The following is a 13,380-nucleotide window of genomic DNA, read 5'->3' as shown; positions in this document are numbered from 1 at the left end:
CCGCGCCTGGTGAAGACGAACTCACCGTTGGCGTAACCGGGAGGAAGCCCGCGGACCCCCACCGCACCCCGCTCGCCCCCATCTCACGACCGCTCCGGTGTCAGCTCCACCAGCGTTCCCAGCTCGAGAGGCGATCGATGTCCCTCAGACGCACGCTCACCGGCCTGGCGATCCTCGTCGCGTCGGCCACCATCTTCCCCGTGCTCACGTCCTCCGCGGCGGCGCCCGCCTTCAACTACGGCGAGGCGCTGCAGAAGTCGCTGTTCTTCTACGAGGCCCAGCGCTCGGGCGACCTTCCGGCGGCCAACCGCGTCACGTGGCGGGGCGACTCGGGGATGAACGACGGCAAGGACGCCGGGCTCGACCTCACCGGGGGCTGGTACGACGCGGGCGACCACGTCAAGTTCGGCCTGCCGATGGCTGCCAGCGCGACCATGCTCGCCTGGGGCGGCGTCGAGTACCGCGACGCCTACCAGAGCTCGGGACAGCTCCCCTACCTGCTCGACAACCTGAAGTGGGTCAACGACTACCTCATCAAGGCGCACCCCTCGCCGAACGTGCTCTACGGCCAGGTGGGCAACGGCGGCACCGACCACGCGTGGTGGGGCCCGGCCGAGGTCATGCCGATGAACCGCCCCTCGTACAAGATCGACGCGACGTGCGGCGGATCGGACCTCGCGGGCGAGACGGCGGCGGCGATGGCGGCCTCCTCGATGGTCTTCCGCCCGACGAACGCGGCCTACGCCGACACTCTGGTCTCGCACGCCAGGCAGCTCTACACCTTCGCCGACACCGTCAGGAAGAAGTACAGCGACTGCATCACCGACGCGGCCGGGTACTACCAGTCGTGGAGCGGCTACAACGACGAGCTGGTCTGGGGCGCGATCTGGCTCTACCGGGCGACCGGCGAGGCGTCGTACCTGACCAAGGCCGAGACGTACTACGACAACCTCGGCACCGAGCCGCAGAGCACGACCCGCTCCTACAAGTGGACGATCGCCTGGGACGACAAGTCGTACGGCGCGTACGTGCTGCTCGCCAAGCTCACCGGCAAGCAGAAGTACGTGGACGACGCCAACCGCTGGCTCGACTGGTGGACCGTCGGCGTGAACGGCGCCAAGGTGAACTACTCGCCGGGCGGTGAGGCCGTACTCGACCAGTGGGGCTCGCTGCGCTACGCCGCCAACACCGCGTTCACCGCGCTCATCTACAGCGACTGGCTGACCGACGCCACCCGTAAGGCGAGATATCACGACTTCGGGGTCAGGCAGATCAACTACGCGCTGGGCGACAACCCTCGCAAGTCTTCCTACATGATCGGCTTCGGCGCGAACCCGCCGCGGAACCCGCACCACCGCACGGCGCACGGCTCCTGGTCCAACAACCTCAACGAGCCGGCCGACAGCAGGCACATCCTGTACGGCGCGCTGGTCGGCGGGCCGACGACCGCCAACGACGCCTACACCGACAGCCGCAGCGACTACGTGATGAACGAGGTCGCGACCGACTACAACGCGGCCTTCACCGGCGCGCTCGCCCGGCTCTACAAGGAGTACGGCGGCGCCCCGCTCACGAACTTCCCCGTCGCCGAGAAGCCCGACGGACCGGAGATCTACCTCCAGGCCTCGGTCAACTCGACCGGCACGACCTACACCGAGATCAAGGCGCTGGTCGTGAACCACTCGGCGTGGCCCGCCCGCACGCTGACTGACGGCGCCTTCCGGTACTACTTCACGCTGGACGGCGACACCACACCGAGCCAGATCACGCTGTCCTCGGCCTACACCCAGTGCAAGCCGCCGACCGGGCCGACCCTGGTGTCGGGCAAGGTGTACTACGTCACGATCGACTGTTCCGGCACGGCCATCGCGCCCGCCGGCCAGTCGGAGTCGCGGCGCGAGGCGCAGTTCCGCATCGCCAGCTCGTCGGGGTCCTGGGATCCGTCCAACGACTGGTCGTACACCGGCGTGGCCACCACTCCGGGCTCGACCCCGGTCACCGTGCAGAACATCCCGCTGTACTCGGGCGGCACCAAGATCTGGGGCGACCCGCCGGGCGCGCAGCCCACCCCCAGCCCGACGCCCACCCCCACGCCCACGCCCACCCCCACACCGACGCCCTCGCCCACACCGACTCCCACCCCGACCCCGACCCCGACGCCCACGCCCACGCCGACCCCGACGCCGACGCCGACCCCGACGGCGGGCACCGCGTGCGCGGCGACGTACAAGGTCACCAGTACGTGGCAGGGCGGCTTCCAGGCCGACGTGGCGGTGCGGAACAGCGGCAGCACGGCGATCACCGCCTGGACCGTGGCGTGGACGTTCCCCAGCGGCCAGACGATCACACAGATCTGGGGTGCCACCCACACGCAGACCGGAGCGGCCGTGTCGGTGAGGAACCTCAACTGGAACGGCGGCCTGGCGGCCGGCGGGTCCACGTCGTTCGGCTTCATCGCGAGCCTGAGCGGCGCCAACGGAGTCCCGGCCTCCGTGACCTGCACGCCCGCCTAGCCCCCTCGACCGTGGTCTCGATTTGCCCTGGGAGCGCGAGACCACGGCCCGGCCGGGCCTCAGGAAGGCCCGGCCGGGCAGTCCCCACCACCGAAAAGCGGCACCAACGGCCAGACCCGCTCCCGACCACCATCCTCAACGGCCGGGCCGCACCTCGGCCCGGCGATCGGCCACGCTCTCCCCGGCACCGGACCCCGGGGGGAGCGTGCCTTCCTCCCGCGTGCGGGAGAAGGCCAGGCCGGTCGCGAGCACGGCGAAGGGCAGGACCATGAGCACGTAACGGTGGTCGAAGTCGGCGGTCATCGCCGGAAGGACCAGCAGCGCGAGCCCGCTCGCCAGGGCGAGGAGCGCGTCGGCCCGCCGCCGCCGCGCCTGGAGGACGACGCCCGCCAGCCCCACGGCCAGCAGGACGCCCAGCAGCGGTCCCGGCACGTGGATCCACCGCTGGTAGGCCACCATCGCGCCCGCGAACGGCTGCACGACCCGGGTCTGCGCCGGCCCGTCCTCGTAGTCGCGCGCGGCCTCGGCGGCGGTGAGGTCGTCCTTCACCTCGTAGGTGGGCAGGGTGGTCTGGGTGCCGGCGAACTCGTAGGACTTCACGAGGTTCGCGGAGGGGTGCGGCAGCCGCGTCCAGGAGAAGGCCTTGACGGCGTCCCGGAAGACGGTCACCGCGTAGTCCAGCGGCTGTGCCTCGATGGCGTGGAGCGCGAACCGGCGGGTGAGGGTGTTGGCCTCGTCGGTGAACATCGGCATCCGCCGTACCGGCGAGCCGGGCGTCCAGATGTAGCGCGAGGCGGCGATCCGCTCGTCCACCGGGACCGTCGGGCACAGCCACCTCACGGCCGCCGGCGGCCTGATCTCGGAGCAGTCGGCGAAGGTCATCGTCCGCGCCCACAGGTACGTGCCGTCGGCGCTGCTCAGCCCGAAGCTGCCCTGCTCCGCGCGGTACCAGGTGGCGTAGGCGCCGAGGGGGACGACCATGGCGAGCGCCGCCGCGACCACGCCCCGCCACCCGGCCCGGCGCAGGAGCAGGCAGACCACCACCACGACCAGCAACGGGACCCCGACCGTGCGCATGACCGCCGCGCACCCGAGGAGCGCCCCGGCGGCGACGCCCCAGGGGACCGTGAGCACCGGGCGCCACAGCAGGATCGCGGCGGCCATCACCAGGAGCGCCGCGAACAGCACGTCCGCCATGATCATGTGTTCGAGCTGGATCTGGTACGCGTCGAGGAGCAGGGGCGCCGCGAGCAGGGTAGCGCCCCAGCCGGGCAGGCCGTACCTGCGCAGGAGCGCGTAGACCACGACGGCGGACAGCAGCCCGAGCAGGTGCTGGAGGGCGACGACCAGCGTGGTGCTGTGGAACGGCTCCAGCGCCCAGAGGAACAGCGAGTATCCCGAGCTGCGCGACCGGCTCGGCCACAGCTCCAGCGCTCCGGAGACGTAGGAGTAGGAGTCGCCGTCGAACCAGATCGCCCGCCGGTAGCCGAGCATCGCGCACAGCCGTACGAGCGCCGCCGCGACGAGCGCGAGGCCGAAGAACAGGTGCTTCCGCACGACGGATCTGATCACCGGCACTCTCCCCTACTCGGCTGCGTGGCCTCCGAGGGTACCGATATGCACCTTATGGGCGTCCTATCTCAGGATTTTCCCAGCCTCCAGCTCCCGGCAGCAGACGCGTGATCGCTGGGCAAAAGCGCTCACATCCGCCGATAGTCAAACAGAATGGTTGAGTCGCATACCGAGCGGAACGGGGGTTCCCATGACACGGGCTGTCCGGCTGGCCGTCGTGGCGGGCGTTCTCGCGTGCGCGGCGGGATCGGCGCCCCTGCTCCACGGTGAGCCCAACCGGGTGCTGGAGATCGCCTGGGCCATCCAGCGCGGCCAGGAGCAGTCGCGGTGGCCCGGCGGGGAGATCCCGTACGTCTGGGGCGGCGGGCACGCGGCGCGGCCCGGCCCCTCGCTCGGCACCTGCCAGGGTTACAAGGGTTCGGTGAAGCCGTGCCCGGCCGCCACCACCCGCGGCCTGGACTGCTCGGGACTGGCCCGATGGGTGTACCAGCTCGCCTACCAGAAGGACGTACTGGGCAACGGCACCACCGACGACCACGTCCGCCTCCTGCGCAGGATCCCGGCCGTGAAGGCCCGGCCAGGCGACCTGGTCTTCTACGGCAAGATCCGCAAGCGGACGGTGAAGACCCACCACGTCGGCATCTACATCGGCGGCGGGAAGATGATCAACGCCCTCCGCACCGGCACCACCGTCCGCACCGACCGGGTGACCCTGCTCCCCGACCTCGTCGGCTACTACAGATACGACGGCTGACCCTCCGTGGTCGCCGGCCTCTCCGCCGGGGCGCGGGCCGCCGACTCCCTCATCCGCTGGTAGGCCGCGCCGAGCAGCGTCGCGGCGGCGGCGTTGCCGAGGGCGATGGTCCAGCCCACCGGTCCGAGGGGCCGGCTGCCGAAGAACCCGCTGACGCCCGGCAGGGTGACCACCAGCCACAGCACGGCGAGCGACGCCAGCGAGGCGAGCACGACCACCTTGTCACGCCCGCCTCCCGCCACGGTCTGGAAGAGCTGCGCGGACACGAGCGCGACCAGCCCGATCGTGTCCGCACGTCCCCGGGTGCCGGTCAGCCGGCCAGCGAGCCAGGCCGCGGTGGCGGCGCTCGCCGTGACGACCGCGCGCAGGTAGATGTCCCGGGTCAGCGACGCGCCGAGCGAGGCCTCCGGGCCCTCGGCGAGCAGCTTCTCCGGGTCGGTCGACGCGGGCGGCCGTACGGCGACCGCCAGGGCGGGCACCATGTCGGTGAGCAGGTTCACCAGCAGGAGCTGGCGGGCGTTCAGCGCGCTCCCGCCCGCGAGGAGGCCGGACCCCACCGTGAAGACGATCTCCCCGACGTTGCCGCCGAGAAGGATGCTCAGCGAGTCGCGGACCGAGCTCCACATGGCCCTGCCCTCGACGATCGCGTCCACGATCGTCTCGATGCGGTCGTCGGTCACCACGAGGTCGGCGGCGGCGCGGGCGGCGGGGGTGGCGCGGGAGCCGAGCGCGATCCCCACGTCCGCCATGCGGATCGCGGGCGCGTCGTTGGCGCCATCGCCCGTGACGGCCACGACCTCCCCGGCCCGGCGAAGGCAGGTGACGATCCGGGCCTTGTGCGCCGGGGTGGTGCGGGCGAAGACGGCCACCTCAGGCAGGACCTTGGTCAGCGTGTCGTCGTCGAGCCCGTCCAGCTCGGGGCCGGTCATGACGCGCCCGCCGTTCAGGACCTCCAGCTCCGCCGCGATGGCCTCGGCGGTGCTGGGGTGGTCTCCGGTCACCATCACGATCCGTACCCCGGCGCGGACGAGCCGGCTGACGCTCTCCCTGGCCGTCGGCCGCACCGGGTCGGCCAGGCCGAGGAAGCCCAGGAAGCACAGGTCGTCGATACGGGACTCGTCGAGGTCGCCCCGGTCGGAGGCGGGCCGCTCGGCGACGGCGAGCACCCGGTAGCCCTGGTGCGCCAGCCTGTCGACCTCGCGCTCCAGCTCCCGCCGCCCGGCCTTGGTGAGAGGGACGACCTTGGACCCCCTGAGCGCCTTGTCGCAGTGCGTGAGCACGATCTCGGGGGCGCCCTTGACGCTCAGCAGGTGCCCCCGCTCCGTACGGCCGAGAACCGCGTGGTAGCCCCGCCCCGGCTCGAAGGGCATCTCGTCGACGCGTTCCCAGGTCCGCGACCCTTCCGCAGGGGTGACGCCCAGCCGCTGGGCCCCGTCGAGGACCGCGCGGTCGGTGGGATGGGCGATCACGCGCCCCCCGCCGGACAGCGGGCTCGCCCGGACGGCCGCGGCGAGGATCCGCCTGAGCTGTTCCGTGGCCTCCTCCACGGGCCGGCCCGCACGCCCGTCCGACACGTACCGCAGGCTGATGTGCCCTTCGGTCAGCGTCCCCGTCTTGTCGAAGCAGAGCACGTTGACGCGCCCGAGGGCCTCGATGGTGGAGGGGTTCCGTACGAGCGCGGCCCGCTTCGACAGCCGCCGCGCCGCGGCCAGCTCGGCCACGGTGGCGACGAACGGAAGCCCCTCGGGCACGGCGGCCACGGTGAGGCTGACGGCGGGCGCGAGGGCCGAGGCCAGCGGCCGTCCCCGGAGCAGGTCGGTGAGCAGCAGGACGGCTCCCGCGCCGATCGAGAGCGGCAGGATCCGCCGGCTCAGCTCGCGGAGCCGCAGCTCCACTCCGGTCGGCGGGCTCGGCTCCCCGGCGAGCCTGGCGCTGCGACCCGCCTCGGTCAGGTCGCCCGTCGCCACGATCACCGCCCGCCCGCTGCCCGCGGCGACCGTGGTGCCCTGGTAGACCATGGAGGTACGGTCGGCGACGGCCGCGGCGACGGTCGGCGCCGCCGTCTTGGTGACGAGCTGCGACTCTCCGGTGAGCGTCGACTCGTCCACCTCCAGGCCGACCGCCTTGATGACGCGCGCGTCAGCGGGCACGGCGTCGCCCGCCCGGAGTTCCACCACGTCGCCGGGGGCCAGATCCTCCCGGGTCGCGGCCTCGACGCCGCCAGGACGACGCAGCCGTACGTGGACCTCGGTGGCCTCGGTCAGGCGGTGCAGCGCCCGGTCGGCCCTGAACCGCTGCACGCCCCCGAGGAAGGCGTTGATGACCATCACCCCGCTGATCATCACCGCGTCGAGCGCCGAGCCCACCAGGGCCGAGATCCCGGCGCCGGCGGCGAGCGCGGGAGTGAGCGGGTTCGCCAGCTCCTCCACCGTCGTCTGCGCGAGCGACTGCGGCCCCTCGGCCTCGGTGGTCCCCGCCTCGTGCCTGCGCCGTACGGCGTCGGCGTCGGGGATCCCCTCCGACGACGAGCCGAGCCGCGACAGCACCTCCTTGACCGACATCGCGTGCCAGGGGGTGGCGTCGGCGCGCAGCGGGGTCGGCACCCGAGCGGCGGCGCGGCCCGCCCACTCGCCCAGGCTGACGGCGGCCAGGGACACGAAGGCGTTGACGTAGTGCGCGCGGCGAAGCGCCGTCGCCTCGGGCCCGGCCATCGCGAGCAGGCCGCCGACGACCGCCGCCATGGCGCCGAGCCGTACGCCGTTCCGGCTGGCGCCCACCGCCCGTGGCAGGCAGTTCAGGAACAGGTGGACGCCGGAAGGCTCGCCGGCGACGTCCGCGTCCCACGGGACGTCCGCCTCGGCCATGTCCGCCACACCGACGCCGATGTCCGCCTGGGCCAGCGCCTGCCGCGCGCCTCGTGACACCACGACCACGCCATGGCCCCGCGTCTGGAGGTCGCGCACCCGCTCGGCCAGTTCGGCGCCGCCGGGGAGCACCTGTCCGATCGCGAGCCGCTGGGCGAGTCCTTCGTCCCCCGCCAGCATCACCGTGCCTGCGGCCTTCGCCGCCGCGACGATGGCCACGGCCAGCGGATCGATCTCCCGCGCCAGGCCGACGACGGCGATCGGCGTGCCGTTCCTGCGCACCTCGATGGCGCGCAGGCCCCGCTCCCGCCATACGGCCGCGTGCGCGGGGGGCAGGCTGGCGAGGTCGGCGAGCGGTGCGGTGGACCAGCCGTCGCTGGACCGGTTCCCTCCGGGGTCCGCGAAGTCGACGAGGGAGTACAGCCGGGCGTACAGCTCGCCGGTCTTCACGCCTTCCCCGAGCGGCTCGACCCGGTCGATGCTCCAGGAGCCGGTGGTGAGGGAGTCCGCGTCGAGGATCACCGTGTCCATCCGGTCCATCGCGCGCAGCACACCGGCGTCCAGGACGATCGTGTCACGCGCGCACAGCGCGCGGCCGACCGCCCCCGCGTACGCCTCCCGGGTCATGTAACCGGCCCTCGGCGTGGCCGAGACGAGGATCGACAGCGCGCGCCCGGTGCCCGGAGAGGCGATCCGCGCCACCCCGTAGGCGGCGACGGCCACCGGTCCTGCCACTCCCGCGTACCGCTCGACGGGTCCGTGCGGCAGGTGCTCCCGGCGTGACCGGGCGGCCGCCCTGATGTGACGGTAGCCGCCGGGCCTGTCCGCCAGCCGCTCCTCCAGCTGTTCCCAGGCACGCCGCTCGGTCGTCGCCTCCACATACCGGCACAGCGACACCGACGCCTGCGCGACCAGTCCGAGCGGTCGCAGCGTGAGCGTCTGGGAGACGAGGTTGACCGTGGTGAACAGGGCGTTGGCGGGCCCTCGGCCGAGAACGAGGTCGAGTCGCTCACGCAGGAACGGGGTGGAGTTCACCAGGTGCGACACGGCGGGCACGACCGGATGGAGCCCCCGTATCCTCGCCAGTCTCCCTGCCGCCACCAGCCCGAGCGCGGTGACGCCCGCGGCGAGCCGGATCGTCGCGCGCATGTGCTCCTCGACCAGGCGGACCGGCGACTGGTGCGCCCTCTCCTCCTGCGATTCCAGCTCCGTGACGATCGCCAGTAGCTCGTCCTGGTCGACCGCGCCGGGGTCGCACCGCACGAAGACCCAACCGAGACGGCCGTTGACCTCTGCCCGTTCGACGCCGGGCAGCGCGCCCAGCCGCTCCTCCAGCCCCCACGCCGCGTCCCCTGTGCCCGGGGCGCCGATGGCGTGCAGGTCGATCCGCAGCCCTCTGGGGCAGGTGACGATCCTGCGAGGGCACGGAAGGAGGTCCCGGAGGGGATCGGGCAGCACGTCCCGCAGCAACGAGACGGACGACCCCAGCGCCCGGGTCAGGAACATCCGGCCCTCCAGCAGGCGCACCCCATCACCCCTCAACGCAGGAAGCGGGGGGCCTCCCACCGAGGCACCCTCAGACGCGGTGCCCCAATGGCCGAAATGCCGTCCTCGACACTGTTCCTCCATCCAGCACCACATAAACCCAGCTCAGCGCGCGGCCTAGGCGAACGAGACGGGGCAGGTCCTACACGGCGAGCAACTGGTTATCCAACTGGTGCTTGATCACCATGGGTGAGACCTGGAAGTGTTCGGCGACCACCTCCAGATCGTCCTGCACCGCCGCCTCGGGAGCGTCGCCGAGAAGCTCACTGATGCCCGCGGCCGGGGCGAGCAGTTCGGCCGCGAATGCCCGCTCGACCTTCTGTCGGTCGGTGTAGGCGGTGGTGACGAGGAAGATCGGCTCCGGTTCCCACAGATAGTGCCAGAGCGCCCGGGAAAGGGTGAACCGCTGCGAACCAACCGGAGGGCCCGGTCGCATGACGACCAGCGGGCCGGATCCCTCGGCTGCTCCTCCGACCGCCTGCAACCCGCGGTCAGCGGCGGGCCGGTCAATGGTGGAGATGTAAGGGGCGAGCCCGAACACCTCCCTGCCCGAGAGTCCCAGCGCTTGCCGTACGGCCTGGGCCTGGCTCCAGCCTTTCTCCCACGACCGGTCACCAGGCGACACACGCGGAGGCCGCAACCGGAGCCGCAGGTCGTTGGCGGCCGTCGCCTGCTTGCCCTCACGGATGTCTGATCGGGCCGCACGGATCCATTCCAAAGCATCGTTCATGAGTGCCGGCTCGACGGCGTCCAAGAAGTCCCCGAGGAGCTTTCCTGGTAGTTCGTCGGCGGCCCGCACGATCAGCCGCTCGTACGGAGCCGCCTCCGCGTAGGGGTCGAGCCCGAGCCTCGCGGCGGCGACGCAGAACTCGGCCTCCTCCGGCTCCGTTCGCTGGATCTCCGCCCATTCCTTTTCCAGCGCGGTATCGGTGATGCCCTTCTCAGCCAGGCGGGTCAGGACGGCTGAGATGAGGCGAGCGAACTCCTGCTCGACGGATTCGCGCTCGACGAAGGCCTCGCCTCTCGCGAGAAACCTGATCGGCCGGTCCGACGGAGGACGCCGGTCGTCGTGCCAGATCAGATGTGTCTGCTCCCCCTCGGGGATGACCATGAGGTCAGGCCACAGGAAGCCGTCGCCGCTCGCCCGAAGGCAGTGCCGCCCGAACTGCCGCGTGTCATAGCGGCCAGGGGTGTGCAGGCGGAGGGTGCGCGCAGGCCGGGCATCCGCCCGCAGGAACCACCAGTTGTACGCCACCCACTCGGCGATCGGATAAAGGGGGCAGTAGATCGAGCGACGCGAACTGCCGGATTCCCGGTCTTCGACAAGGGTGACATGGTCGGAACCGACACTGATCTCTATGCGCGCCCACGTCGCGCGATGCTCGGGAGCGCGCACCGAGGACGCCGTCTCCCACTCCCACCGGATCTTCAACTCCGGAACCGTCGTCATCGGTCACCGCCCTCACTGATCTCGTTGAGCTTCTCCGGCCACTCATCTTGATCGAGCGGATATCCCTTGTACTGACCGAGCTCCCGATTGACCAGCCTCGCCTCGTAAATCACATTATCCAGGCGGTGCCATGCGTAGCGAGGGAACTCCCCCTCCCAAGGCGCGCCGACGTTGCCGCACGCGATCGTCTCTCGCAACCAACCGGTGATCTCCGCCGGATCGGTGAACTTGGGATCACATTTGCTGGCGTCCGCCCGTAACTTCGGCTGCCCCGCGAACGAAGGGTACGACTTGTGCTCGCCACTGCCGACATAGGAAACACGCTCGGCGAGCGTCTCCAGAGACACGTCTTCTGGTGGCGACAGCAGACTCCTCCGGAGGGGGCGACGGCGCTTGGGGGCACGCATGGAGTCATTAGGGCGGGGGACTTTCCGCGTGTAGGGCGGCTTCGAGAGGTCCGCTCGCCCCCTTCGCCTCAGCCTGGACTTACGATGCGATCGGTCCTGGGACGGAGTCGGCCGTCGGCTGGGGTGCCTGCCGCGGGTCTCTGGTCAGCGCTGGCCCAGGCGCGCGGGCGAGTGTGAAACGTCGTGCTGGTGTCCGGACGGCCGATGGACATCGCCTCGCAGGTCGGCGGGTGGAACGCGCTGGTGGCCGCCTGGCTGCCCGGCACCGAGGGCGGCGGCGTCGCGGACGTGCTGTTCGGCGACTACGCGCCGACCGGAAAGCTGCCGATGACCTGGATGCGCGAGTTCGCCCAGCAGCCGATCAACGCGGGGGACGGCAAGCCGGCGCTGTACGACTACGGCTACGGGCTGACGTACTCGACGTCCACCCCCAGTCCGACGCCGACCCCCACGCCCACGCCGACCGTGACCCCCACCCCCACCCCCTGCTCGACGGTGTAGCGGGTTAATGACATTTGTCCTGGTCAACTATGGAAGATCAACACTGCGCCGATCCGCGGCGGTGCTGACAGAGTGGAGAGGTGGAAAACGCTGACCTCTCCCTCCGGCCGCCGCGGCATCGTGTCAGCCGCACCGCGATCTGGTTCTGGGGAGTGCGAGCCGCCCTGGGGTGGCTCGCACTGATCGCCGCGCAGATCCTGTGGGCCCTCTCCGACGGTGGCGACCGCGCCGTCCACCTCACCGTCCTCGCCGTCACCGTCGTGCTCGGCCTGGTCCACGTGACCGTGATGCCGTGGTGGCGGTACCGGGTCCACCGCTGGGAGACCACGGCCGACGCCGTCTACACCCAGTCGGGATGGCTCCAGCAGGAGTGGCGCATCGCGCCGATCTCGCGCATCCAGACCGTGGACAGCGAACGCGGGCCGTTGGAGCAGCTCTTCGGGCTGGCCAACGTCACGGTCACCACCGCGTCGGCCGCGGGGCCGCTGCGCGTCCACGGCCTCGACCACGGCACGGCGCAGCGCCTGGTGGACGAGCTGACCGCCGACATCCAGGCGACGACCGGAGACGCGACGTGACCGGTACGGGCCCCGAGGTCGACTCCGGCACGGGTCAGGCCGCCGTCGTACCGCAGGCGGGTGGCGTACCGCAGGCGGGTGGCGATCCGGCCGCGTGGCGGCGGCTCAGCAGGCGCATGCTGGTGATCCATCCCTTCCAGGAGCTGGTGCGGAGCGCGCCCGCCCTGATCGGCCTGCTGGTGGCCGGTTCCACCCAGGACGGCAAGGGGCACCTGTGGAGCCTCGCCGCCCTCGGCGTCATGCTCGTCCTCGGCACGCTGCGCTGGTTCACGACGACGTACCGCGTCATGCCGCAGTACGTCCAGGTGAGGAAGGGCCTGCTGCGCAGGAAGGTGCTGACCGCGCCGCGCGATCGGATCAGGACCGTCGACGTCACCTCCCACGTGCTTCACCGCCTCCTCGGGCTGGCCAGGGTCGAGATCGGCACCGGCCGTTCCGACAGGAAGGGCGGCGGCACGCTCAAGCTCGACGCGCTCCACGCGACCGAGGTCGAACGGCTGCGCGACGAGCTGCTGCACCGCCGCCCCGCCCCCTCGGGCGCCTTCGCCTCGGGCCGGCCCCTCACACCGGTCGCCGCCGGTGGAGCCGCCGCCCCCGGTACGGACTCCCGTGGTCCCGGAGCGGACGCCCGCGATCGGGGAACGGACGCCCGCGGTTCCTCACCCGCCGCCGAGACCGAGCTGGCCGTGCTGCGACCGGCGTGGATCCGTTTCGGCCCGTTCACCCTGTCGGGACTCGTCGCGGTCGGCGTGCTGGCCGGTTTCGTCTCGCGCATCGCGTCCGAGGGCAACGTCGACCTCCTCTCGATAGGGCCGGTACGGCAGGTGGCCGACTGGTTCGGCCGGGGAGCGCTCTGGCTGCAGGTCGCGGGCTCGGTGGCGATGCTGGCGGTGTTCGTCGCCGTCGCCTCCACGCTCGGGTACGTGCTCGCGTTCTGGCGGTTCCGGCTCACCCGTACGGCCGGCGGCACCCTGCACGTGACCCGTGGTCTCATCACGACGCGGGCCACCACGCTGGAGGAGCGCCGCCTTCGCGGGGTCGAGCTCAGCGAGCCGTTGCTGCTGCGCGCGGCGAGCGGGGCGCGGGTCATCGCCGTGGCCACCGGCCTGCGGGTCGGGCGCGGCGCCCAGCGCGGCGCGGAGCTGGACGCCTGGGGAGAGGACCTCCACCTCCTGCGATAGCCCGGAGCCCCCGAG

At 71.7% G+C, this 13,380-nt stretch carries 9 protein-coding genes; 5 read left to right on the top strand and 4 right to left on the bottom strand.

The window, feature by feature from the left end:
* The first annotated feature begins 137 nt into the window (after positions 1-137).
* Positions 138-2,513: a glycoside hydrolase family 9 protein gene (locus tag AB0B89_RS29915; RefSeq protein ID WP_358559484.1), complete on the top strand. Its 2,376-nt coding sequence runs from the start codon at positions 138-140 to the stop codon at positions 2,511-2,513.
* Between the two features lie 135 nt (positions 2,514-2,648).
* Here AB0B89_RS29915 and AB0B89_RS29910 read toward each other — a convergent pair whose 3' ends face one another.
* Entirely contained in the window at positions 2,649-4,085 is a 1,437-nt protein-coding gene (locus tag AB0B89_RS29910; RefSeq protein WP_358559483.1) for a hypothetical protein, read from the bottom strand.
* Between the two features lie 190 nt (positions 4,086-4,275).
* On the opposite strand from AB0B89_RS29910, the gene AB0B89_RS29905 reads away from it, so the two are divergent.
* A complete protein-coding gene (locus tag AB0B89_RS29905; RefSeq protein WP_358559482.1) occupies positions 4,276-4,839 on the top strand; it encodes an NlpC/P60 family protein in 564 nt (187 codons plus the stop codon).
* Here AB0B89_RS29905 and AB0B89_RS29900 read toward each other — a convergent pair.
* The 3 genes from AB0B89_RS29900 to AB0B89_RS29890 form a co-directional block, all read right to left on the bottom strand.
* Positions 4,821-9,230: an HAD-IC family P-type ATPase gene (locus tag AB0B89_RS29900; RefSeq protein ID WP_358559481.1), complete on the bottom strand. Its 4,410-nt coding sequence runs from the start codon at positions 9,228-9,230 to the stop codon at positions 4,821-4,823. The two genes, AB0B89_RS29905 and AB0B89_RS29900, sit on opposite strands and share 19 nt — an antisense overlap.
* Before the next feature lie 160 nt (positions 9,231-9,390).
* The gene (locus AB0B89_RS29895) at positions 9,391-10,698 is read right to left on the bottom strand and encodes a hypothetical protein (RefSeq protein WP_358559480.1); all 1,308 of its coding nucleotides are present in this window, start codon (positions 10,696-10,698) and stop codon (positions 9,391-9,393) included.
* Complete coding sequence (locus AB0B89_RS29890) at positions 10,695-11,045, bottom strand: hypothetical protein (RefSeq protein ID WP_358559479.1); 351 nt, start codon at positions 11,043-11,045, stop codon at positions 10,695-10,697. Before AB0B89_RS29890 ends, AB0B89_RS29895 begins: the two co-directional genes overlap by 4 nt.
* Positions 11,046-11,294: 249 nt before the next feature.
* Between AB0B89_RS29890 and AB0B89_RS29885 the strand changes: the two genes are divergently transcribed.
* From AB0B89_RS29885 to AB0B89_RS29875, 3 genes are all read left to right on the top strand, one after another.
* Complete coding sequence (locus tag AB0B89_RS29885; RefSeq protein WP_358559478.1) at positions 11,295-11,606, top strand: glycoside hydrolase family 3 C-terminal domain-containing protein; 312 nt, start codon at positions 11,295-11,297, stop codon at positions 11,604-11,606.
* A gap of 80 nt (positions 11,607-11,686) precedes the next feature.
* Complete coding sequence (locus AB0B89_RS29880; protein ID WP_358559477.1) at positions 11,687-12,184, top strand: PH domain-containing protein; 498 nt, start codon at positions 11,687-11,689, stop codon at positions 12,182-12,184.
* Positions 12,181-13,365, top strand: a complete 1,185-nt coding sequence (locus tag AB0B89_RS29875; protein ID WP_358559475.1) for a PH domain-containing protein — start codon at positions 12,181-12,183, stop codon at positions 13,363-13,365. The genes AB0B89_RS29880 and AB0B89_RS29875 overlap by 4 nt, the downstream gene beginning before the upstream one ends.
* Positions 13,366-13,380: the final 15 nt, after the last annotated feature.

The sequence above is a fragment of the Sphaerisporangium sp. NPDC049002 genome, from assembly GCF_040649355.1.
GTDB lineage: Bacteria > Actinomycetota > Actinomycetes > Streptosporangiales > Streptosporangiaceae > Sphaerisporangium.
The sequence above is the reverse complement of the archived record's forward strand: the minus strand, read 5'-3'. Positions and strand labels throughout refer to the sequence as shown.